This window comes from Ornithinibacillus gellani (assembly GCF_003730295.1).
Taxonomy (GTDB): Bacteria; Bacillota; Bacilli; order Bacillales; family Amphibacillaceae; genus Ornithinibacillus_A; species Ornithinibacillus_A gellani.
Genome location: NZ_QTSZ01000029.1, coordinates 233,509 through 257,673, shown reverse-complemented (window position 1 = coordinate 257,673; position 24,165 = coordinate 233,509). Strand labels below are relative to the sequence as shown.

Below are 24,165 nucleotides of genomic sequence, written 5' to 3'. Positions count from 1 at the left end.
GGATAGGCGATGGATTCACATTTGAATGAGAAAATGGTTGTAAGAGATAGCGATGTAAAAATTTGTAGGAATAATTCAAGGGGAGTGAATGTAATTGGGGATTGCGGCTTAACAGGTGAAAAAGTGCATACAGCATACAAGCGGCTCATGCCGCTTGTTCACCGTACACCATTATTAACATCAGAGACGACAAACAGACTGTTGGGAAAACATCTGTACTTTAAAATGGAAAACCAGCAAAAGACAGGTGCATTTAAGTTTAGAGGTGCTACCTTTAAATTAATGCAGCTATCAAAGGAACAACTTGCAAAAGGCGTTATTACCGCCTCCGCGGGAAACCACGCACAAGGTGTTGCACATGCAGCTGCTAAATTAGGTGTGAAAGCAACTATTTTTATGGCAGAAAAAACACCTCAAGCAAAAGTAAATGCAACGAGAAGCTATGGAGCAGATGTGGTGCTGGCGGGAGAATCCTTTCAAGAAGCGTATGAAGCATCCTTAAAAAGACAATTGCAAACAGGAGCAGTTTACGTCCACCCATTTGATGATTATGATGTTATGGCGGGACAGGGCTCTATTGCTTTGGAAATGCTTCGACAGGAGGATCGTATCGATACCCTTGTTGTGCCAATCGGCGGAGGGGGCTTAATTAGTGGCATTGCTGTAGCAGCAAAGCATGTAAATCGTAATATACGTGTCATTGGTGTTCAGGCAGAAGGTGCAGCAGCAACCTATTCAAGCTATCATTCCAACCAAGTGAAAACAACGCCAACGGTTCACACCATTGCGGAGGGAATTGCTGTGAAGAAGCCAGGCAAATATACCCTGCCAATCATTCGGGAATATGTAGACAATGTGGTGACTGTAACTGACGAAGAAATTGCTTCAGCAATCGTATACATGCTGGAGCGTAATAAAACGCTCATGGAAGGTGCAGGAGCTGCAGCATTAGCAGCTGTATTTGCTCATCAACACAGTATCAAATCACGGCATTGCGGCATTATTGTTAGTGGTGGTAATATGGACATCAGCACGATGCCGAAGATCCAAAGGTTAGCGGAAAAGCTACATTACCCCGCATAAATAGGATGAGCGATAACTCAGGATAAAAGAGCTAGGATCAATACGATTCCTGGCTTTTTTTATTTTGTCATAAAATGTCGATGCCTAGTGACGTACTACAATCAATTGTTTATGAAATATTGTCCGTCCTTTTGGATTCGTCAACAAACGTTCATAGATTGCGCTGAAACTTCGTGCTATAATAGAAACGATTAATTATTTTTGCTAATAAATACTTTATACATGTTACAAAGGTTGAATATGGGGTGAAGCTCGTGGAGAAAAGCTCTCTACAATTAACAACTATGGACTCAGCAGACATGTCAAAGCAAAGTATTATGACATTTCTTGCAGATTTAAAATCGATTCTGAAATTAATTGTATTAATTTTGAATGTGCTTCCTGTCTTGACAGGTTTTTTATTGGCCGTTCATTTTACAGGTGGTTCACTGTCAGCAGAGTTCGGGAATCTAATGCTAACCTTAATTGGCAGTACATTAGTCATGGCAGGTGCATTGCTGCTGAATAATTGGTATGAGGTTGATTTAGATAGTAAAATGCTGCGTACGCAAAAACGACCAACTGTTACTGGTAATTTTAGCTTAAAAGCTGTCCTGCAAATGGGGATTATTTCGTCTGTATTGGGGATAATCATTCTATTATTTACAACTAAGGAAGCAGCGATTTATGCATTTATTGGTTGGTTTATATATGTCGTATTATATACGTTCTGGTCGAAACGCAGATATACCTTGAATACGGTTATCGGTAGTTTTTCTGGTGCAGTTACACCATTGATTGGGTGGGCAGCTATTGACTCTACCTTTCATATTGTACCAGTTGTGTTATTTATGGTTTTATTTTTATGGCAAATCCCACATACATTTGCGATTGCCATGCGTCGTTACCATGAATACAAGGCTGCAGGAGTCCCAATGCTTCCGGTTGTATATGGATTTGATATTACGAAAAGACAAACCGTTATTTATACGGCCTGCTTGCTGCCATTACCATTTTTCCTGACAGAGCTTGGCATGCCATTTGTTATTTTGGCAACAGTATTAAATATAGTGTGGCTCGGGATTGGATTAAGTGGTTTTCGAATGAAAGATGATATGAAATGGGCAAATATTATGTTTAAAACATCACTTTATTATTTAATGGTCTTATTCTTTGCAATGATATATGTATCACTAACTGCATAAGAAAAGAGAAAGAGTTTGAGACAAAACCTTGTGAAACACAACAAAAAGGAGTTTCAGTAAATTAATTCTACTGGAACTCCTTTTCGTTTTATTGGATTGACTTCGTCGCTATCTACTTCGCATTCCACGAGCCGGCCTCAACCAACTAAGAAAGAAGTTCACTTTCTTTGTCGTTTTCGGATACGGCTGGTCCAGGCATCTATTTAACTTAGTTACCAGCTTGTGAAACGGCTTCGACTAATTTCTGATAGTCCGGTACCGGTTCAATCCAGCCAAATGGATCTTCCATCGTTCCATACTGAATACCTGTTAACGTATCATATAATTGCTTCGCTAGTGCACCTGTTTTTTCACCATTAATGACGATGTTTTTGTCATTCCAGGATAATTGTCCCATTGGGGAAATAACGGCTGCTGTACCAGTGCCAAATGCTTCTTCCAGGGTACCATTCGCATGTGCTTCAAATAATTCCTCCACGGAGATTCTACGCTCGATCACTGGAATGTTCCAATGCTTTAGTAATTGGATGACAGAATTTCGCGTAACGCCTTCTAAAATACTTCCGTTCAAAGCAGGTGTAACAACTTCACCATTGATTTTGAAGAACACGTTCATACTGCCAACTTCTTCGATATATTTCTTCTCGACACCATCCAACCATAATACTTGGGCAAAGCCACTCTTATCAGCAATTTCTTGTGCCTTTAAGCTTGCAGCATAGTTTCCACCAGTTTTCGCTTCACCGGTACCACCCTTTACCGCTCGAATGAATTGATTTTCTACTGCAATTTTAACCGGATTGATTCCTTCCTTATAATAAGCTCCGACTGGTGATAAAATGACCATCAGCTTGTAATGATGTGATGGTGCTACGCCTAGAAAAGGCTCTGTTGAAATAATGAAAGGTCGAATGTATAGGGAGGTACCCTCTGCTTTCGGAATCCAATCTTTTTCCAATGCGATAAGCTCGCGGATGGCTTCCAACAGAAATTCCTCATCTACCCGTGGAATACATAATCTGTCATTGGAACGGTTTAATCGTTCCAGGTTTTTTTTCGGGCGAAATAATTGCGCTTCACCCTCTGGTGTTACATATGCCTTTAAGCCTTCGAATACAGATTGACCATAATGAAACACCATCGCTGACGGGTCAATTGTAATCGGCTGATATGGCACTATACGCGCATCATGCCAGCCAACTGGCTCCGCATAATCCATCACCAGCATATGGTCGGTGAACACTCTTCCAAATACGAGCTCCTGTGCATCCGGTTTTTCCTTTTTTGCTTGACTGCGTTCCACACGAACCTTACATTCTTCCATGTCACTATCCCCTTGTTGTTAAAAAGTTGATAATAATGATAGAACAAATAAGCTATGAAAGCAAGGCTTTAAACACATAAAACCCAAAAAATCCGAATTTTATTGACAAAATGCCGTTTATCGTAATATACACGCCGTATTTCAATTTGTTATGCCTATATTTGGGACTCGGGGGAAATTAAAAAGCTGTATGAAAGGCCTGGATAAAACCATTTCATACAGCGGGATTCAATTAGATAGCTTCCATCGTCTCTTTTAAACTGTCATATACACCATTCCAAAGTGCTTGATTTTCACGAAATGCTTTAGATGACACCTTGATCATTAGCTTGAAGGCTTCCTCATAGGCGGGATCATCCTTTGCTGGCATATCTTTTTGGAGGGTATCTATAAATTGCTTCGTCGTCTTTGCACGGGGACCCCATACAGCCTGTTCATTGCCCAGTTCATCTATGAAAATAAAAATCGGGATAATTCGTTTTCCGTCTGTTTGATATTGATCCATCAGCTCCAGGTTCGCATCTCTCGGTAGAAATCGAACATCAATTCCGGTCTTTTCAGCTAGCTGCAGCAGAATCGGGATATTAAGCATACAATGCCCGCACCATTCCTCTACAATGGCGACTATCCGTAAGTTTTTAGATTTTGTGTCAGAAAAAAATGCCTCATCTTGAGGAAGTTGAAAATGATTAGCAATATGCTGAAAGTTATCAGCGTGCTTATCCAATGTTTCGATATATGCCTCAGGGGTCAATCCTTTTTCAAACCAATCGTTTAACTGCATACTCCTCGCTCCTTTTTAAGATATAAATGAATACTATTTTTTTATTGTCATTCATGTAGTAGACATTTCATTAAATCAGTAATTGCTCTGAATATTAAGTGTAGGAAAATTATCCGGATAAGTAAAGATAATCGTTTAGGAGCATTGCTGTGTTCTATGCTTATTTTTCTAATAGCTTGTCAAAGCATTCCCACCCAGCCCTGTGCATAAGCTATACAAACCGCGATAGGTTGGAGGGATTGGATATGGATATATTAGATCGAGTGAAGCAATATCGTGAAGAAGAAGACCGCTTAAAATGGGAAGGGTCATTCGCGGAATATTTGGAGCTGGTGAAAGAGCGTCCAAATATCGCACAGTCAGCACATTCACGTGTATATGAGATGATCAAACAAGCAGGTGTGAAAGAAAAGGATAATCGCAAGCTGTATGAGTTCTTTGGGAATGAAATCTTTGGTTTAGAGTCGGCAATTGAACGGCTTGTTGAGGAATATTTTCATCCTGCTGCAAAACGATTGGATGTTCGAAAACGAATTTTGTTATTAATGGGTCCGGTCAGTGGCGGGAAATCGACCATTGTAACGATGCTCAAGCGTGGACTGGAGCGTTTCTCGCGTACTGATGAAGGAGCTGTCTACGCGATTAAAGGCTGTCCAATGCACGAGGACCCATTGCATTTAATTCCCAATCATCTACGAGAAGATTTTTTCAAAACCTATGGTATTCGTATTGAAGGAAATTTATCACCGCTTAATCAGATGCGATTGGAACAGGAGTACAATGGAAAAATTGAGGAAGTTCGAGTGGAACGGATTTTCTTTTCGGAAGACAAACGTGTGGGAATCGGAACCTTCAGCCCTTCAGATCCAAAATCACAGGATATTGCAGATTTAACGGGCAGTATCGATTTCTCTACGATAGCAGAATTTGGCTCCGAATCAGATCCACGTGCATATCGCTTCGATGGAGAAATCAATAAGGCAAATAGAGGCATGATGGAATTTCAAGAAATGCTGAAATGTGATGAGAAGTTTCTTTGGCTATTACTTTCCTTAACGCAGGAAGGCAATTTTAAGGCTGGTAGATTTGCGTTGATTTCTGCGGATGAATTAATCGTAGCGCATACCAATGAAACAGAATATCGTACGTTTATTTCCAATAAGAAGAATGAGGCATTACACTCTCGCATTATTGTGATGCCAATTCCATATAACTTAAAGGTTAGTGAGGAAGAACGTATTTATGAAAAAATGATTCAGGAAAGCGATATGGCCCATGTGCATATTGCGCCACATGCTTTACGTGCAGCAGCGATTTTTTCTGTTTTATCACGATTGAAGGAATCGAATAAGCAAGGTGTCGATCTCATTAAAAAGCTTCGTCTTTATGATGGGGAAAGTGTGGAAGGATATAACCAGGTAGATTTGGAGGAGTTGCGCAAAGAATTTCCGGATGAGGGGATGTCAGGGATTGATCCGCGCTATGTTATCAATCGGATTTCTTCGACAATCATTCGCAAGGAAGAACCGTCCATTCATGCACTGGATGTGTTACGTTCATTAAAAGATGGTTTGGATCAGCATCCATCGATTTCCGATGAGGATAAAGAGAAGTATATGAATTATATTTCTATAGCACGTAAGGAATACGATGAAATGGCCAAAAAAGAAGTTCAAAAAGCCTTCGTATATTCCTATGAAGAATCAGCCAAAACATTGATGGAGAACTATCTGGACAACGTGGAAGCATTTTGTAATAAGACGAAGCTTCGTGACCCGCTTACAGATGAAGAGATGAATCCCGACGAAAAACTCATGCGATCTATCGAAGAGCAAATTGGAATTTCTGAAAATGCCAAGCGTTCCTTCCGTGAGGAAATTTTGATTCGTATTTCCGCCTATGCACGGAAAGGGAAGCGTTTTGAATATAATTCGCATGAGCGCTTGCGCGAGGCAATTCAGAAGAAATTATTTGCCGACTTAAAGGATATTGTAAAGATTACGACAAGCTCCAAAACACCGGATGAGTCACAATTGAAAAAGATAAATGAAGTCATTGCGCGGTTAATAGATGAATATGGGTATAATTCCATTTCAGCTAATGAACTGCTGCGCTATGTTGGCAGTTTGTTGAATCGTTAATGGTAGACAAGGAACAGGAATGTTTTCTCCTGTTCCTATTTTTTCATATCTTTAAATCGCCCAAATAGCGCAATGGCTGCTTGTCTATTGCATACGCTATATCAAATAGGTAAAGCAATACCTATTTAAATGTTGAAAGCTTTTGGAGTTAAATAGTAAGGGTATAGATATCTGTCTCGATCGATAAATTTGGGAGGGTGAAGCATGCAGGATGGAAAGGAGAATTTTGTCGTCTCCCAGGAGGATTGGACACTTCATCGCAAAGGATATCAAGACCAGGAACGACATACCGAAAAAGTAAAGGAAGCCATTCGAAATAATTTACCTGATTTGGTAAGCGAGGAAAACATCATTCTATCAAAAGGAAAGGATGTTATTCGCATACCCGTGCGATCCTTGGATGAATATAAAATTCGTTACAACCATGATGCTGCAAAACATGTGGGGCAAGGAGATGGAGATAGTGCAGTAGGGGATGTCATCGCAAGGGATGGTAGGAAAGCGAAAGGAACTGGTACTGGAGAGGAAGCTGGAGAATCACCTGGTGTTGATTATTATGAAGCCGAAGTATCATTAGCTGAGCTGGAGGAGCTATTATTTTCTGAATTGGAGCTGCCTAATTTACAGGAGAAGGAACAAGCAGAGATTGTTATAGAGGACATTGCCTTCCATGATATTCGCAAAAAAGGTTTGATGGGAAACCTGGATAAAAAAAGAACCTTATTAGCTGCTTTTAAACGCAATGCAGCTGCAGGTGATCCGAGCTTTGCCCCAATCTTCGAGGATGATCTTCGTTTTAAAACATGGGATGAAACGATTCGACCAGAGTCGCGGGCCGTTGTACTGGCGATGATGGACACAAGTGGGTCGATGGGAACCATCCAAAAGTATATGGCGAGAAGTTTTTTCTACTGGATGATTAAATTTTTACGTACCACCTATAGCGCAGTTGAAATTGCTTTTATCGCGCACCATACAGAGGCTAAGGTTGTTTCAGAGGAAGCCTTTTTTACAAAGGGGGAAAGTGGTGGAACGCGCTGCTCTTCAGCTTACCGTAAGGCATTGGAATTGATTGAGCAAAAATATCATCCAGCCCGGTACAATATTTATCCATTTCATTTTTCCGATGGGGAAAATTTAACGATGGATAATCCGGTCTGTATTGAGTTAATCGAAGAAATCATGGCAGTATCCAGCATGTTTGGCTACGGTGAAGTAAATATTCATAATCGTTATTCAACGTTAATGAATGCCTTTCAAGCGATTGAAGACCCAAAGTTTCGTACGTTTGTATTGAAGAAAAAAAGCGACGTATATGAAGCCCTAAAGGCATTCTTTTATCGTGAAGAAGCGTATGTATAAACGACTGACGGATGCTGAAGTGTTAGCATCCGTCATACTTTATCACCCGTAAGCCCCCCACATCGAGATTGTTTGTTGATAACGAGAATTGTAAGTGTGGGGTATCAACAGCCAGTAAAGGCCTGATTGGTTCAACTAACAATCAGTGGGAAAGAGCGAAAATCCCCCCTGAATGAAGTTTCACTTTATGCTTGAGTTGTTGCAGCTATTTTATACAGTGCACGTTCGGTACTTATGGTAAATTGGTTACCATCCCATTCATACATAGCTGTATCCTGTAGCGGAATATCATAGGTATCGTCTGGTAGTGGCTGCATCGTTTCATCATCGTTTTGAATATTGCCTTTTCCATGTAGCTGTAGTATGTAACGGGAGCGATAGCCATCTATATCAGGCTGTTGGCGGTGGAATGTTACATTGGTTAACTCTAGATAGATGTGATCCCAATCCTGTAATTCTTGTTTGGTAATGTGAATCGTTGTACCAGACCATTTTTTTAATTGCTCATGAAAGGCTTCTATAGATGTCATCTCATGTTTCAAATATATCCCTCCTTTGATTAGATTCTCCTCATCTGCTGAACTCATGCAGTTGTAAAGCATATTTCTGTGGGGAGGAACACAAATTTCATCAGAAACATTAAAAATCATTTTAATTCCGGGCCATCTAGTCTATTATTGTATTATGATGCAAGACAAGCACGTATTGGCAGGTAGAAATGTAGGATGAGGCATGGGAGCCTGTTTTACAGGAAAAAGGAAGGTAATTATGGCAGAAGACATAAATGATACGATAACACGTATAGAGATAAATGATAAAGAGCTTATTTTGATTGGTACAGCACATGTCTCAAAGCATAGTGCTGAACAGGTAAAGGAAGTTATTGAGCAGGAACAGCCGGACACGGTATGTATTGAGCTGGATGAGCAGCGCTACCAATCGATTACAGATGGAAATAAGTGGAAAGAGATGGATATCTTTAAGGTAATAAAGGAGAAGAAAGCAACCTTATTACTTATGAATCTAGCCATTTCTTCCTTCCAAAAAAGGATGGCCAGTCAATTTGATATAAGCCCCGGCCAGGAAATGATTCAAGGAATTGAATCAGCCAAGGAAATCGGCGCTGAGCTTGTGTTGGCAGACAGGGATATTCAAATAACTTTTTCCCGGATTTGGCGAGGTATTGGTCTAAAAGGTAAAGCAATGTTACTGATGCAAGTGATTGGTGGAATCTTTTCCAAAGAAACCATTACAGAAGAAGAATTGGAAAAAATGAAGTCACAGGATATGATTAATTCGATGCTGTTGGAATTCACAGATAGCTTTCCGAGATTAAAAAAACCATTAATTGATGAGCGAGATCAGTATTTAGCTCAGAAAATTAAGCGAGCCCCAGGCAATAAAATTGTTGCTGTGCTGGGAGCGGCACATGTTCCAGGTATCAAGCGTGAAATACAGAAGGACCATGATTTAACTGCACTGCGTCAAGTACCACCAAAGTCAAATTGGCCGAAAATAATTGGTTGGTCGATTCCAGTGCTTATTCTCGCTGCGATTGCATATACATTTATGTCTAATCCTTCTGCGGGTTGGCAGCAAACATTGAGCTGGATTATTTGGAATGGTTCCTTATCTGCTCTTGGAGCGCTGATTGCATGGGCACATCCGTTGGCAATTCTGACAGCCTTTGTTGCAGCTCCACTCACATCTCTGAATCCGTTACTTGCTGCTGGTTGGTTTGTCGGAATTGTACAAGCAACCATGAAACGTCCAAATGTCGCTGATTTTGAATCATTATCAACAGATGTTTTCAGTGTAAAAGGTTTTTGGCAAAATAAAGTGTCACGAATCCTGCTTGTTGTCATTCTCGCTAATCTTGGCAGTTCCATTGGTACATTCATCGGTGGCGCAGATGTTATTCGATTATTCTTTAACAACCTATAATTAATATGATAATGGAAGCCTTAAGGGAAGAAACTTTTACCCTTAAGGCTTTTTTATCACAGATTAACTGGCTGTAAGCCCCCCACATCAATAATTTTTGTTGATCGCAAGAATAGTAAGTGGGGGATCAACAGCCAGTAAAGGCCTGATTGGTTCAACTAACAATCAGTGGGGTACGTACGAAAATCCCCCTGATTGAAGTTTCACTTTATTGGTAACTACAGCCCCTATCGTACACGTTCTTATCTTGTCAAGTAGCTCATGCTGTTATTCTTTGCCAATCGGATGGCATTCCGATCCGCGTTCATCATTCCTCCTATCCTTTCATAAGCTATAGAAAAGTGATTCGCAGGAGGAATCTGTACATGAATAATCAAACGCTACATCGGGCTATTGATGAAATTACAGAAATTGCTACAGGATTTGGTCTTGATTTTTATCCGATGCGTTATGAGATTTGCCCAGCAGATATTATTTATACATTTGGTGCATATGGTATGCCGACACGTTACAGTCACTGGAGCTTCGGCAAACAATTTCATAAAATGAAGCTTCATTATGATTTGGGCTTGAGTCAAATTTATGAACTCGTCATTAATTCTAATCCATGCTATGCATTTTTACTGGATACAAATAGTTTGATTCAAAATAAGCTAATTATCGCTCATGTCCTTGCCCATTGCGACTTCTTTAAATGCAATGTGCGATTTTCGAATACACGACGGGATATGGTTGAAAGTATGACAGCTACTGCTGAGCGTATTTCCCATTATGAGATGAAGCATGGGAAGGAAGAGGTGGAACGATTTTTAGATGCAGTGCTATCGATTCAAGAGCATATTGATCCGTCCATTATCCGTCCGAAATTACCATCCTATCAAGCATTGGAACAAGAGGAAGATTCGAAACCGCAGACAAGTCCATATGATGATTTATGGGATTTGGATGGGCAGGCAGCGAAAAAACAGCAGAAAAGGAAGCGAGAACGAAAACAAAGGAAGCTGCCGCCTCAACCAGAGAAGGATTTACTCTTATTTATAGAAGCGTATAGCCGTGAACTAGAAGATTGGCAATGTGATATGTTAACGATGCTACGTGAGGAAATGCTTTATTTTTGGCCACAATTAGAAACAAAAATTATGAATGAAGGCTGGGCAACCTATTGGCATCAGCGAATTTTACGTGAAATGGATTTAACGCCAGCCGAAACAGTTGAATTTGCGAAGCTTAATGCAAATGTAGTGCAGCCATCGCGAACACAAATGAATCCGTACTATCTCGGATTGAAAATATTTGAAGAGATAGAACAGCTTTATGATCACCCAACAGATGAAATGAAACAGGCCGGCGTTCAGCAGGAATCTGGAAGGGAAAAGATGTTTGAAGTACGTGAACTGGAATCGGATTTATCATTTATTCGGAATTATTTAACCGATGATTTAATTAAACGTGAAGACCTATTTTTATTTGAACGACAGGGTCGCGAATATCGCATCACAAGTAAAGAAGCGGAAGCAATTCGTCATCAGCTCATGACAGAACGTGTAAATGGCGGGTTCCCATACATTACCGTGGAGAATGGGGATTATCTGCGCAATGGTGAACTGTATCTTGTTCACAGCTTTGAAGGAATGGAGCTGGATATTCACTATTTGGAAAAGGTTCTCCCGTATATTCATCAGCTTTGGGGGAGAGTGGTTCATTTGGAAACAGAAATGAATGGACGAATGATTGTCTATTCTTGTGATGGAGATCAGGTTACGAAGCGACATGTATGACCCATTATAGAGGTGGACTATCTTCATGAAGCTGCCATTCAGTAAGATAGTCCTATTTTTCTAAAAATAGAAAAAATGGTGGACTTCATTAAAAAGAATGGTAAAATAAATACTATATATATCAAAATAAGGGGAATACATAATGAAGCTCTGGATGCGTAAGTTTGCCGTTATTTTAATAACAATTCTCACATTAGGTACTTATATTCCACCGTCTTTTATCCATACGGATGCAGATGAAAATAAGGATGCGGTGTCGAAATCCAATGCGAATGAGGATGTAGGTAATTCAACGGCGGTTGCAGCATTTGCCGAGCCTATACAGGAAACTGCTGCCCCATTAACCTATGATGACTATGTAGCCACTTTAACCGAAAAAGCGAAAGCGCAGGCGATTACAAAATTGGGACCTAAAATTATGCATCAAGTAGAAGATGAATTCATGGATGTTATTTTGCCAACAATGGAGACTGTTTTACAGACCGTTTTTGCAGATGCAGATGAACAAGAAATTCCTTACTATGGAATTACAGAGCATCCAACAAAGGGGCTTGGCGAAAAAATATTCCATGTGTATGATGAACGGACGAAATTAGATATTGCTAGATTTCATGTGCGTCGTGATAATCGACCATTAGAGGGATATTGGTTTAACTTCCATTATCATCTGAGTGCAGATAATTTTGAAACACATCACGAAATAGGAGAAATATACTGGGATAAAAACATTCCACCAAAATGGATGGCATAATTAAATAAATGGGCCTTGCTGAATAAGTATTTCAGCAAGGTCTATTTTTTTCTGAAAATAAGAAAGTATTACCGAGATCATTGTCTCTTTTATGGATTTGCCAAAGATTCGGATAACTTGAATCCAAATACCTAAGGAGGACATTTTAAAGGTGCTTTTGGACTGAGGGGATATAGAAAGTGTGTAGTTCCATTATCCTAATTCACAAAAAAGTTAAATTATTTAGCAATATACATAAAAAAGTAACCAATATCCTTATTGTGAAAGCGCTTAGACTTGATTATCTTTGAACCAGTTAGATGCGCTTTAGGCCAAGATAAAAAGGGAGGAATGGAATAAAAAAAGCAAGAGCAGTTCGTGAACATACCATATGGGAGGTAAAAAATTGAAAAAGAAAAGAAGATCAGCACTCAGTTTATTTTTAGCTTTTACGATGGTCATCAGTATGATTTTTGGATCAAATGGGATGGCACTTGTGGCATTTGCTCAAGCGGAAGATACGGCTGAATCAGACCGATATACCATTTATCCAGCTCCACATGAGATGAATTATCATGGTGAGCAGTTTGAAGTAAGTGATAAGGTAAATATTGTTTATGAATCCAAAGTAGATTCCTACACCAAAAAAAGAGTCGAAGAAATATTAGAAAGTAAAGGAATAAACTACTCCGAATCTGACGCAATCGCTTCGGGTGTAACAAACTTTTTGGTAGGTACATACCAGTCAGAGGGATACGTGGATCAATACTTTGCAGAAAATGAGTTAATGGATGAAACAACATTAAGTAATATAGATGGTCATATCGTTTCCATTAAAGACGATGTCATTGCAGTATTAGGTAAAGATGTGGATGCTGCATTTTATGGCGTTACAACGATTAAGCATATCTTTAAACAAATGAAGGATCGTTCGATTGAAGCATTAACAGTGCATGATTATGCAGATGTTAAAGGAAGAGGATTCATCGAAGGGTACTATGGGGAACCATGGTCTAATGAAGATCGCGCAGAATTGCTGATTTTTGGCGGTGACTTCAAGATGAATTCATATGTTTATGCGCCAAAAGATGACCCGAAGCATAATGGTAAATGGAAAGAACTGTATACAGATGAAGAGTTGGAAGGCATTCGCAAGCTTGCTGAGGCAGGAAATGCAAGTAAAACAAGATTTGTCTATACACTGCATCCATTTATGAATGATCCAATGCGTTTTAATACAGAAGAAAATTACCAAACCGATTTAAATATCGTGAAGGAAAAGTTTACGCAATTATTGGATGCTGGAGTTCGAAAGTTCGGTATTTTGGGCGATGATGCAGGCGTACCCGGCGGTAATGCAGAAAATTATGTCACTTTAATGACTGATTTAACAGATTGGTTAATCGAACAAGAAGAGAATTACGACGGCTTAGTAACCGATATGATTTTCACTCCTAATGATTATATGGGGTGGGGTGATAGTCAGCAAATTCAAACCTTAAAAAATTTACCTGAATCAGTGAGCTTGGTTCAAACAGGTGGTAAAATTTGGGGAGAGGTTTCTAATAATTTTACCAAGACATTTACGGAGAATGCTGGAAGAGGTCCATATATGTGGATCAACTGGCCTGTAACAGATAACTCCAAAAACCATTTAATTATGGGTGGAAATGAAGTATTTCTTCAACCAGGTGTTGATCCGGCAAATATTGAGGGAATTGTCTTAAATCCAATGCAACAGTCGGAACCAAGTAAAACAGCGATTTTTGCGAATGCGGATTATGCATGGAATATCTGGGAAAATGTTGAGCAAGCACAGCAAAATTGGAATGATTCATTTGCCTATATGGATCATTTAAATATTAACGAAACACCTGCTTCCAATGCTTTGAGAGAATTGTCCAAGCATATGATTAACCAGGACATGGATGGTCGTGTGGCAAAACTGGAGGAGTCCGTTGAGCTAGCTCCAAAATTAGATGATTTTAAGAATGCATTAGGTAAGGAAGAAATTACGGAAAAAGCACAGGACCTGATTCAAGAATTTGAGATTATTCGTCAAGCGGCTCAAACGTATAAAGATAATCCTGGTAATGAAAGAATAAGAGATCAAATCATTTACTGGCTGGATAGTGCTTTGGATACTGCAGATGCAGCTATTTACTTGTTAAATGCTGAAATTGCTGATGAACAAGGTGATGAAACAGCCATATGGGAGAATTATAGTCAGGGACAGGCAGCTTTTGAAGCATCAAAAAATCATCCATTCAGCTATATTGATCATTATGAATACGCTGAAGTAGGTGTACAGCATATTGTTCCGTTCATTAAAACATTAATCAATGATGTTTCAACAAAGGTAGAGACGATTGTAAATCCTGATTTAAATCCAGCTAAATATATTACCAATCGGACAGATACACCAACTGGTGATGTGGATGGCGTGCTGGATAATAACCTGAATACAGAAGTTGTCTATAAAACACCAAATACAATTGAGGCAGGCACGTATATTGGAGTGGAATATAAGAAGCCAATGACATTGCATACAGTACGATTTGAACTTGGTAGAGTAGGTAACGAGAAAGATACCTTTAGTGCGAGTAAGGTTCAATATACTGTCGATGGAGAAACCTGGAAGGATATAGAAGATGCAACGTATGGACATGTTAGTCAAATTGTTCTAGAAGATCTGGACTTGCAGGTAAGGGGCATCCGTTTAATTGCCACAGAAGATAGAGCAAACACATGGTTAGGGATTAGGGATATTGTCGTGAATGAAGAAGCTGGTGAAGATGAAGAACAAGCACAACAGCTGATGGTTCCGGATCATTTTACAGTATATCAAGGAACGGAAGACGCTTTATTCGATGATAATGATGGCACATATATTTGGTATAATCCATCAGGAGAGAAGAAAGATACCTCTGTTGTAGGAGATTATATTGGTGTTGACCTGTTGAAAGTAAAGGAGTTAGGGGAAGTTTCCTTTACTGTAGGTCATGATAATGGTGATAAGTGGTCAGATTATCAATTGGAATACTCTGTTGATGGAGAAACATACACGAAAGTGAAAGCGTACCATAATCAAGGTCCGGGAATGGATAAAATCAAGGAAGACTTAACAGGTATTGAAGCACGTTACGTACGTTTGACAAACTTAAAAGAAGTTCCAGTCTGGCTTAAATTTAGTGGCATTAACGTGGAAACAATAGGTGGAACTGCCAAATACACGTATACCAATAACGAGGATTACCAAACAATTAAGGCCCAGCATACACTGAAGGAAACAAGCTTACACCAAACATCCGATATTACCCTTAAACCAGGGGAATATATCGGTGTGAAATTAGAAAGAATTAAAGAATTAGACCGCGTCGTTGCAGAAGAAACAAGTGGAGAATTAACATTACAAGCAGCGATGAACGAGGTTGAATGGGTCCAACCGGCTGAAGGTGTGAATGCGCGGTATGTAAGACTACTCAATGATACAGACAAGGATGTCACCTTTGATTTAGAAGCATTTCGTGTCATTTCCAAGGAATTGGTGCCACCAAGCTTTGTCGAAACATCTTTAGGCATCCATCCTAATTATGCGGATAGTGATTCAAGAAATAGTGGAACGTTATTAAACGTGTTCGACAAGGACTTGAAAACAAAATCTATTTTTACAGATTACCAAAAAGAAGGCGAGTACATTACGTATTCTGTAGGTGAACCTAGAGTTTTTGATAGTTTACGAATCTATAATGAAGAAAATAGTATTAACTATATTCGTGATGCCAAGGTTCAATTATCCATGGATAATGAAAACTGGACAGACGTTGCCAGCATTGGTGATGGAGAGGATAACCTGAAGGATGGAACAGCAGATTATGCTGATATGATCAAGGATGGTTATACACATGACTCTGAAAATCCAGGAAACTATTACTTTGGTAATGATGATATCGGCGGCATAGAAGCGAAATATATTAGAATCATATTTACCGCGGATTATGACGTGAGATTTGCTCATATTAATGAAATTCTCATTAACGATGGTGAATATGTGCAAACGGAAAATAATCCGACGTTTGTGGCTGATCCAATTGAAGAGGAAGGACATAAACCGGAACTGCTTATTGATGGTGATTTAACAACTGCATTTAAACCAAATATGACAGACCGTACAGAAGGCTCATTAACTTATCGTTTGTCAGAAAAGACAGATGCAACGGTTATTACCATTGTACAAGGAGCTAATGCCATCTCGAATGCCACAGTCAGTGCTAGAGTTGGAGAAGATGAATGGGTTGAATTAGGTACCCTGGATGAAAGCTTGAATACGATTTATAACACCAAATATGAACATATTTATGAAATCAAGCTTAGCTGGGGAGATGTACAACCAGTAATTTATGAAATGAATATTTCAAATAACGAAAGCTTACTTCCAGTGTCAAGCATTTCTGATCTAAAGGATCTCGTGAATCAATATGAAGAATCAGGCGATCTGTCAGCAGAAGCTGTCCATACCTTAAGTCTGCATTTAAAAGCATTAGAACAATTTGAAAAAATTGGTGCGGATGCCAAAGTGAAGAAACACTTAAAGGGCATGAAGGATTTACTGGATCATCAACACGCTGAGGAGCAGATTTCAAATCAAGCTTATGAAGCGCTCATGAATGGTGTCAATCATTTAATGGAATAGGCGTAACGTTTGTATTGTAAAGACAGAAACCCGCTTATCATGTAAAGGTTGAGGAAAAGCCCGGGTAGCCCAAGGTAACGGGTGAAAAAAAGGCTACTAACCATCCGTGATATATATAGGTGTCCCCAGACCATTATGGTATTGGTGTTGGTTCGGGGTACCTATACATGGATGAGAATCAATTTGTCCCATGCCTTTTTTTCTTGAAGGGAGTGATTGTATCAGAAAATTAGCTTGGCATGTTAGGTCAAAAAAATTTATAAGGAGGCTATTTGATTGAAAAAGAATTCATTGAAAAAGTTATTTACAATGTTGATGGCACTTACTTTGATTTTGCCAGGTATTTTTTCTCCTCTTCGTGTAGGAGCGGAAAAAATCGATGGGGCTATCTATACTGCTTCAGGATCAGAAGGCTCAGATTGGGGACCAGAGAAAGCCTTTGATGGTAAATATAATCGTTATGTGGATAAAGATTCCAGATGGGCTAGTGATGTGTCTTCTGCTTCAGTAGACAATCCAAAATGGCTGCAGGTAGAATACCCACAAGCTAAAACGATGGAAGGTTTTAAAATCCATTGGGAAAGAACAAATGTGAACCAATATGCTATCCAGGTCTCAGATGATGGGGTCGATTTTGATACCGTATATCAATCAGATGAAAATAAAAAACAATGGATTGAAACCATTAAATTGGATCAAGAAATAACTGCTAAATTTGTAAAGCTTGTTATTACAGATTTCGATGAAAGCGCACCGGCAATAGATGGTCCAGTGTCCTGGAATAACGTTTCTGTTTATGAACTGGAAGTATTGGAAAATGTTGATGCTGTGGTAACAGGAACTGACAATCTGGCAGAAGGAAAAACAGCAACCGCTTCAAATGAAGAGGCGAACACCGATTTTGTAGCAGGCAACACCGTAGATGGTGATTTAACAACACGCTGGGCAACAGATGTAAGCAAAGAAATAGAGACAAGAACCCTTGATATTGATTTGCATGCATTAAGTGAGATTCAATCCATTATTATTAATTGGGAGCGGGATGTAAGTAATATTATTGCTTTTAAACTGTCTTACTCAGAAGATGGAGAACAATATTTTCCTTATAGCGAGCAAACAGAAAAGTCGAATATCCAGCGTCAAGTGTTAAATTTGGAGGATGCAGTAAATGCTAGGTATATACGACTTGATGTAACAAAGTATGATGGTGGAGACAGTAATTGGCCAAATGTGAGTATAAACGAGGTTGAAGCATTCTCAGAAGCGAAGGATGAAGATTTGGATGAAATAGATTCCCTTTCACAAATTTCCAAGCTGAAAATAGATGAAGAAAATGGGAAGCTGGATCTACCAAAAGCCAAATCCGGAACCTTATCTGTAGTTGGTAGTAATGCACTACCAGTCATCGATTTGGAAGGCAATGTGATTGATCCGTTAAACGATAAAGAAGTTAAAGTGACATTGGAATTAGCGAAAGAAAATGGGAGTATTGAATCGAAAGAATTTACTGTACCTGTTAAAGGAATTTATGCAGATGAGGGAATAAATCAAAAGCCGAATGTTATTCCTGCATTACAAGAATGGTATGGTTTAGAAGGTTCTATGACAATTGACCAAACAACGAGTCTCGTCGTAGAACATGCAGCATTTGAAAAAGCGGCTCAAATATTTCAGCAGGACTTGCAAACGGCAGAAAACTTGGAGCTTCCAATTCAAGCAGCGGATGCCAATGCCATTATTTTCAAACAAGATGAGGAAAAGGTATATGGAGAAGAAGGCTATGGAATCGAGATCAAAGCTGGCAATATTGTAATTACTGCGGAAACATATACAGGAGCATTTTATGCGACAAGAACTTTACTTCAAATTTTAAAAACGAATGATACGAATGAAATTGCTAATGGGCTCATTCGTGATTATCCAAAGTTTAAAATCCGTGGATTCATGCTGGATGTGGGGAGAAAATTTACAGACTTGGATTATCTCTATGATTATATGAAAAACATGAGTTATTACAAATTGAATGATTTTCAGATTCATTTAAATGATAATGAATTGGAAATGAATTTATTCGATTCCATTGAAGATGCAATAGAAAATGGGCACGCAGGATTTAGAATGGAATCAGATATCGTTGGTGATAATGGCGTTACTCTAACATCAGCGGATGGGTTCTATACGAAAGAAGCATTCCATCAATTTATTTCTGATGCAGCAGATTATGGCATGGAAATTGTTCCGGAATTTGATACACCAGGTCATGCGCTATCCATGGTAAAGGTCCGACCAGATTTATATTATAAGGGTGAGATTGTGAATGGAAAGCCACCAGAGGAAGCTGCAGCAATGCTTGATTTATCACATGAGGACACTTTACCATTTATTAAGTCCATTTATAATGAATATTTAGATGGAGAAAATCCTGTGTTTCAAGATACAACCATTCATATTGGTAGTGATGAATACTATGGTGGTGCAGAAGAATACCGTGCATATGTGGATGATATGCTGAAGTTTATTCGGGATGACAAGGATCGCACTGTCCGTCTATGGGGAAGTCTTACCAACAAAGCAGGAGAAACACCGGTAACTTCAGAAGATGTCCAGATTCAAGTGTGGAATACGGGATGGGCTAATCCGGATCAAATGCTAAAAGAAGGGTTTGACATTATCAATATTGATGATGCACAGGTATACATGGTACCAAGAGCAGGCTACTATTATGACCGTTTGAACCCACAGCATTTGTATCAAAATTATTTGCCAAACAAATTCTCAAATGGGACAATCGTTGACGAATCCAATCCACAATTTTTAGGAGCTATGTTTGCTCTATGGAATGATAAAGTAGGGAAACTCGAAAATGGAATCACGCAATATGACATGTTCGACCGTACATTTGAAGCAATCCCTGCAATGGCTCAAAAAACTTGGGGCAGTGATAAGGATTTATCCTATGAGGAGTTTGCACAGTTGGCTGAAAAGACAGGATATGCAGCAGGAACGAACCCAACATTTGATATCGACACCATTGGTTCAACCGTTGTAGACTATGATTTCACAACAGACAGTAAGGATCAGAGTGACAATGGTTATGATGTAGAGGAGCAAGTGAATGCAGAAATACAAAAGGAAACAGGGCTTCAATTACAGGGGAATGAAAGCTTTGTGACGACTGGATTATCTGAACTTGGACCTGATGCAACAATGGAAGTTACATTGACATTAGATAACACAGATCAAGTTCAGGTCATTGCCGAGAAGAGCAATCACGCCTCCTACGCAGAAAAATCCTATCAAGATGATGCAACCATTTATGCTGTAAATGACGATGGTTACGTTGGTTATGACTTTGGTAATTTATCCTACTCATTTGATTACAAGCTAAAGCCTGGTGAAGAAACAACCTTGACGTTTGTAACAGCATTAGAGAAAACAAAACTGCTGGTGAATGGGGAAGAAGTGCCTTTATTAGAAGAAACAAGTATGCCTTATAATACGTTGGTGCTTCCGCTTGAGAGGATTGGAAGTGCAACGGATGCTATGCATGGAGTAATTACATCATTTAAGGTGGCAAAAGGAACGTATGTAGATCCAACAATGATTGATCCAAGCACGATGAAAATATCAGCAACAAATGAAGAATTAGAGCAAAGCAATCCAGCTGTTGAAGGGCCAATTGAACTTGCATTTGACGGAAATTTAAATACAATGTGGCATTCTAAGTGGAATGACGCGGATCCATTTCCGATTGAAGTGAATCTTGAGCTCGAAGAAGAGACAGACTTGCGTAAATTTGTGTATACACCAAGACAGTCAGGCAATAATGGAAACATTAAGCAATATCGTCTCGAAGTAAGTATGGATGGGGATACGTATGAAGTTGCTGCAGAAGGAACATGGGAAGCAAATGCAAGACCCGAAACCATTGACTTAACAGGAATAACAGCCAAATATGTGAAATTCATTGTGGAAGATGGGCAAAATGGTTTTGCAAGTGCTGCTGAGTTTTCACTACATCGTGTATTGGAATCAGAGCCGGAAGTTCCAGCTCCAATAACTGATATCTCAGAGCTATTGGATGCGGTTGTTAGCTATGAAGCATCAGGTGATATTACGGATGAGGCTGCACATGCCTTAAAGCTACATTTGCAAGCCTTACAACAATTTGAAAAAATAGGAGCAACCACGAAGGTTAAGAAACATTTAAATGGAATGAAAACATTACTCCAACATCAACATCAGGAAGGACAAGTTTCTAAGGAGGCTTATGAATCCCTTCTGAATGGGGTAGATACACTGTTGGATAACTTGAAGTAAGTAACACAATACAAAAGGAATGGGTACAGCTGCAATGGTTGATCTGCCATCTGTTACCCATTCCTTTTTTTGTTTGAATGGACGGTTGCAAACAATCTGCAATCATTGGTATTAGACCGTTTCCTAGCCAAATCGTCCCGCTACATAATCAGCAGTTCGTGGATCTGCAGGGTTGGAAAATAACTGCTTTGTTTCATCATGCTCAATTAATTCTCCATTAAGAAAAAAAGCTGTTTTGTCAGAAATTCTAGCCGCTTGCTGCATATTATGCGTAATGATAACAATAGCGTAATCCTGCTTCAACTTCTGGATGAGTTCTTCTACCATGTAGGTTGATTTTGGATCAAGTGCGGATGTCGGTTCATCCATTAAAATAACTTCGGGCTCGATCGCAAGGCATCTGGCAATACACAGTCTTTGCTGCTGACCACCAGAAAGTGCATAGGCATTTTCATGAAGGCGATCCTTAACTTCATCCCACAGATAGGCTGCACGCAGGCTTTTTTCCACTATGCTTTTTAACATCGCTTTATTCCGAATGCCGTGAATACGTGGACCATATGCAATATTATCAAAAATGGATTTCGGGAATGGATTAGGCTTTTGAAATACCATTCCTACAAAGGTCCTTAATGCTTCTGCAGAATAAGAAGGTTGTAAAATATTCTCTCCGCGATACTGCACCTTACCAGTCATTTTTACACCAGGAACGAGTCCGACCATAAGGTTAAGGGATTTCAGATAACTGGATTTTCCGCAGCCAGATGGCCCAATGATAGCAAGTACTTCTTTGTCATAAATGGATAGATTGATATTTTTTAAGGCATGGACCTGCTGATACCATAAATGAAATGCTTCCGTCTGATAAATCGTTTTACTTGGCTTTGGAGCTAATTCCAATAGATTCCGCTGTTGATGCGCTTGTTTCATTTTTACGTCGGTTACTACACTCATATATATCCTCCTTTAGGATAGATGCTGTTGAAATTTATTTCGTACGATGATTGCCGAAAGATTAAGTGTGAACATGACAATCAATAAAACGATAATCGCTGCAGCAGCTAGATTGGCATAGGCTGCTGTCAAGGATGAATCCAATGTCCAGTAATAAATTTGTGTTGGCAGCACTGTGAACTTATCTAGAATACTGCCAGGAAAAGGCATGAGTAGTGCAGGAATGCCGATGACGATAAGTGGTGCAGTTTCACCAATTCCCCTTGACATGGCTAAGATGGCCCCCGTTAAAATGCCGGGAAGTGCTGCTGGTAAAATAATGTGGCGGATGGTCTGCCATTTCGTTGCACCGAGACCGATCGAACCTTCACTTAAATGAAATGGTACTGCACGAAGCGCTTCCTGACTTGCAGTAATCACAATGGGCAATAAAAGCAGAGACATTGTCAACCCGCCTGCTAAAATCACATTACCTAAATTTAGAAAACGAACAAAAATTGCCATCCCTAAAATGCCATATACGATAGAAGGAACACCAGCAAGATTGGCAATATTCGTTTGGATAAATGAACGTAATCTGCCCTTGGAAGCATATAATTCCAAGTATATGGCAGTAGCTACACCGATAAATAAAGTGAGAGGTGCAACAACAGCCATGAGCCAAAGGGTTCCAAGAATGGCCCCCATAATACCGGCACGTTCAGCTTGGGTAGAAAATTTACCGGTTATAAAGTCAAAGCTTAGGAAACTAGCTCCTTGTGAAATGACCCGGATGAGTAATACTGCTAATACAATTGCCCCAAATAATACGGCGAGCATACTAATGACCTTGGCAAGCCGGTCATAAAGTGAACGTCTGCGAATATTTTTTTCCAATTGAGCCATTGCTGTCTGTTTCATTCATATGCCTCCCTAAATTTTCTTGAGATAAATCGGGCGATCACATTCATCACTAATGTAAACACAAATAATGTCATCGCAACGGCATACAAGCTGTAGTATATCGTTGACCCTGCTGGTGCATCTCCTCCGGTTACTTCCACAATATAGGCAGTCATCGTTTGCATGGACTGAGTAATGTCAAAAGTAAATTGCTTGGAACTGCCACTTGCTATTGTTACAATCATCGTCTCGCCAATTGCCCGGGAAATGCCAAGCACAAATGCGGCCATAATACCAGAAAATGCAGCTGGGATGACGACCTTTGCAGTTGTTTCCAATCTCGTTGAACCAAGTGCGTAGGCTCCGTCACGTAAGGAATTAGGGACGGCACGCATCGCATCTTCAGATAAGGAGGCAATCATAGGTATAATCATGATACCCATGACTATTCCAGGGCTTAAAATATTCGTTGCTTCCAAATTAGGGATTACTAGTTTTAGAATCGGTGTTACAAAGGTAAAAGCAAAAAAACCATACACAATTGTCGGAATGCCTGCCAGTATTTCCATGATTGGCTTAAGCCAAATACGGATTTTCTTTGAAGCATATTCACTTAAATAGATAGCAATCAGTAATCCGATTGGTACAGAAACAAGCATGGCTATTCCTGCTGATAGAACTGTCCCCGTAATGAGTGGCAGGATACCAAACGATGGATTTTGACTTAATGGCTTTAATACTGTTCCGGTAAAGAATTCAACCAATGACACTTCTTGAAAGAAGGAGATGGTTTCTTTTAATAATGTGAATACAATCCCGACCGTTACCAGGATGGAAATACTGGCTAAGATAAACAAAAGCACCGGAATGAAAGCTTCTGTTTTTCGTTTATGATGTGCACGAGATTTTTTCTTTTGCAGCAGTGCATGAACACTGTTTGAATGCTCGCTATGATTTACAGATGACATATGTGGTTTCCTCCTGCA

General features: G+C 39.5%; 15 protein-coding genes. 9 read left to right on the top strand and 6 right to left on the bottom strand.

Annotated elements, in window-relative coordinates; translation table 11 throughout:
* Nucleotides 1-147: 147 nt before the first annotated feature.
* Nucleotides 148-1,083, top strand: coding sequence for a threonine ammonia-lyase (gene ilvA, locus DX933_RS09345; RefSeq protein ID WP_123316321.1), 936 nt, complete (start codon nucleotides 148-150; stop codon nucleotides 1,081-1,083).
* Between the two features lie 284 nt (nucleotides 1,084-1,367).
* A complete protein-coding gene (gene cyoE, locus DX933_RS09340; RefSeq protein WP_123316320.1) occupies nucleotides 1,368-2,267 on the top strand; it encodes a heme o synthase in 900 nt (299 codons plus the stop codon).
* Nucleotides 2,268-2,475: 208 nt separating this feature from the next.
* Here the strand turns inward: cyoE and DX933_RS09335 are convergent, their stop codons facing one another.
* Nucleotides 2,476-3,591 carry a branched-chain amino acid aminotransferase gene (locus DX933_RS09335; RefSeq protein ID WP_123316169.1) on the bottom strand — a complete coding sequence of 372 codons (1,116 nt, stop codon included), beginning with the start codon at nucleotides 3,589-3,591 and terminating at the stop codon, nucleotides 2,476-2,478.
* Nucleotides 3,592-3,823: 232 nt separating this feature from the next.
* A complete protein-coding gene (locus DX933_RS09330) occupies nucleotides 3,824-4,375 on the bottom strand; it encodes a thioredoxin family protein (protein WP_123316168.1) in 552 nt (183 codons plus the stop codon).
* Between the two features lie 245 nt (nucleotides 4,376-4,620).
* Between DX933_RS09330 and DX933_RS09325 the strand changes: the two genes are divergently transcribed.
* Both DX933_RS09325 and yhbH read left to right on the top strand, forming a co-directional pair.
* Nucleotides 4,621-6,516 carry a PrkA family serine protein kinase gene (locus DX933_RS09325; RefSeq protein ID WP_123316167.1) on the top strand — a complete coding sequence of 632 codons (1,896 nt, stop codon included), beginning with the start codon at nucleotides 4,621-4,623 and terminating at the stop codon, nucleotides 6,514-6,516.
* A 204-nt stretch (nucleotides 6,517-6,720) separates the two neighbouring features.
* Nucleotides 6,721-7,878 carry a sporulation protein YhbH gene (gene yhbH / locus DX933_RS09320; RefSeq protein ID WP_123316166.1) on the top strand — a complete coding sequence of 386 codons (1,158 nt, stop codon included), beginning with the start codon at nucleotides 6,721-6,723 and terminating at the stop codon, nucleotides 7,876-7,878.
* Nucleotides 7,879-8,063: 185 nt separating this feature from the next.
* On the opposite strand, the gene DX933_RS09315 is transcribed toward yhbH, so the two are convergent.
* The gene (locus DX933_RS09315) at nucleotides 8,064-8,420 is read right to left on the bottom strand and encodes a hypothetical protein (protein ID WP_123316165.1); all 357 of its coding nucleotides are present in this window, start codon (nucleotides 8,418-8,420) and stop codon (nucleotides 8,064-8,066) included.
* A gap of 226 nt (nucleotides 8,421-8,646) precedes the next feature.
* Here DX933_RS09315 and DX933_RS09310 point away from each other — a divergent pair, with 226 nt between their 5' ends.
* The 5 genes from DX933_RS09310 (at nucleotide 8,647) to DX933_RS09290 (ending at nucleotide 21,343) form a co-directional block, all read left to right on the top strand.
* Nucleotides 8,647-9,822, top strand: coding sequence for a TraB/GumN family protein (locus tag DX933_RS09310; protein WP_123316164.1), 1,176 nt, complete (start codon nucleotides 8,647-8,649; stop codon nucleotides 9,820-9,822).
* A gap of 365 nt (nucleotides 9,823-10,187) precedes the next feature.
* Nucleotides 10,188-11,600 (top strand): SpoVR family protein, encoded by a 1,413-nt coding sequence (locus DX933_RS09305; protein WP_123316163.1) that lies wholly within the window; start codon nucleotides 10,188-10,190, stop codon nucleotides 11,598-11,600.
* A gap of 142 nt (nucleotides 11,601-11,742) precedes the next feature.
* Nucleotides 11,743-12,351, top strand: a complete 609-nt coding sequence (locus DX933_RS09300; RefSeq protein WP_123316162.1) for a YpjP family protein — start codon at nucleotides 11,743-11,745, stop codon at nucleotides 12,349-12,351.
* A 385-nt stretch (nucleotides 12,352-12,736) separates the two neighbouring features.
* Complete coding sequence (locus DX933_RS09295) at nucleotides 12,737-17,023, top strand: beta-N-acetylglucosaminidase domain-containing protein (RefSeq protein WP_190279473.1); 4,287 nt, start codon at nucleotides 12,737-12,739, stop codon at nucleotides 17,021-17,023.
* Between the two features lie 276 nt (nucleotides 17,024-17,299).
* Nucleotides 17,300-21,343 carry a discoidin domain-containing protein gene (locus tag DX933_RS09290; RefSeq protein ID WP_123316160.1) on the top strand — a complete coding sequence of 1,348 codons (4,044 nt, stop codon included), beginning with the start codon at nucleotides 17,300-17,302 and terminating at the stop codon, nucleotides 21,341-21,343.
* Between the two features lie 123 nt (nucleotides 21,344-21,466).
* Here DX933_RS09290 and pstB read toward each other — a convergent pair whose 3' ends face one another.
* From pstB to pstC, 3 genes are read right to left on the bottom strand one after another with little or no spacing between them, the layout of a single operon-like run.
* Nucleotides 21,467-22,297: a phosphate ABC transporter ATP-binding protein PstB gene (pstB, locus tag DX933_RS09285; protein WP_123316159.1), complete on the bottom strand. Its 831-nt coding sequence runs from the start codon at nucleotides 22,295-22,297 to the stop codon at nucleotides 21,467-21,469.
* A gap of 12 nt (nucleotides 22,298-22,309) precedes the next feature.
* Complete coding sequence (pstA, locus tag DX933_RS09280) at nucleotides 22,310-23,197, bottom strand: phosphate ABC transporter permease PstA (RefSeq protein ID WP_123316158.1); 888 nt, start codon at nucleotides 23,195-23,197, stop codon at nucleotides 22,310-22,312.
* A complete protein-coding gene (gene pstC, locus DX933_RS09275; protein WP_123316157.1) occupies nucleotides 23,194-24,147 on the bottom strand; it encodes a phosphate ABC transporter permease subunit PstC in 954 nt (317 codons plus the stop codon). The genes pstA and pstC overlap by 4 nt, the downstream gene beginning before the upstream one ends.
* Between the last annotated feature and the right edge of the window lie 18 nt (nucleotides 24,148-24,165).

Coding starts and splice junctions, on each gene's coding strand:
- ilvA (WP_123316321.1), top strand. CDS start 148: ATGCCGCTTGTTCACCGTACACCATTATTAACATCAGAGACGACAAAC.
- cyoE (WP_123316320.1), top strand. CDS start 1,368: ATGGACTCAGCAGACATGTCAAAGCAAAGTATTATGACATTTCTTGCA.
- DX933_RS09335 (WP_123316169.1), bottom strand. CDS start 3,591: ATGGAAGAATGTAAGGTTCGTGTGGAACGCAGTCAAGCAAAAAAGGAA.
- DX933_RS09330 (WP_123316168.1), bottom strand. CDS start 4,375: ATGCAGTTAAACGATTGGTTTGAAAAAGGATTGACCCCTGAGGCATAT.
- DX933_RS09325 (WP_123316167.1), top strand. CDS start 4,621: ATGGATATATTAGATCGAGTGAAGCAATATCGTGAAGAAGAAGACCGC.
- yhbH (WP_123316166.1), top strand. CDS start 6,721: ATGCAGGATGGAAAGGAGAATTTTGTCGTCTCCCAGGAGGATTGGACA.
- DX933_RS09310 (WP_123316164.1), top strand. CDS start 8,647: ATGGCAGAAGACATAAATGATACGATAACACGTATAGAGATAAATGAT.
- DX933_RS09305 (WP_123316163.1), top strand. CDS start 10,188: ATGAATAATCAAACGCTACATCGGGCTATTGATGAAATTACAGAAATT.
- DX933_RS09300 (WP_123316162.1), top strand. CDS start 11,743: ATGAAGCTCTGGATGCGTAAGTTTGCCGTTATTTTAATAACAATTCTC.
- pstB (WP_123316159.1), bottom strand. CDS start 22,297: ATGAGTGTAGTAACCGACGTAAAAATGAAACAAGCGCATCAACAGCGG.
- pstA (WP_123316158.1), bottom strand. CDS start 23,197: ATGAAACAGACAGCAATGGCTCAATTGGAAAAAAATATTCGCAGACGT.
- pstC (WP_123316157.1), bottom strand. CDS start 24,147: ATGTCATCTGTAAATCATAGCGAGCATTCAAACAGTGTTCATGCACTG.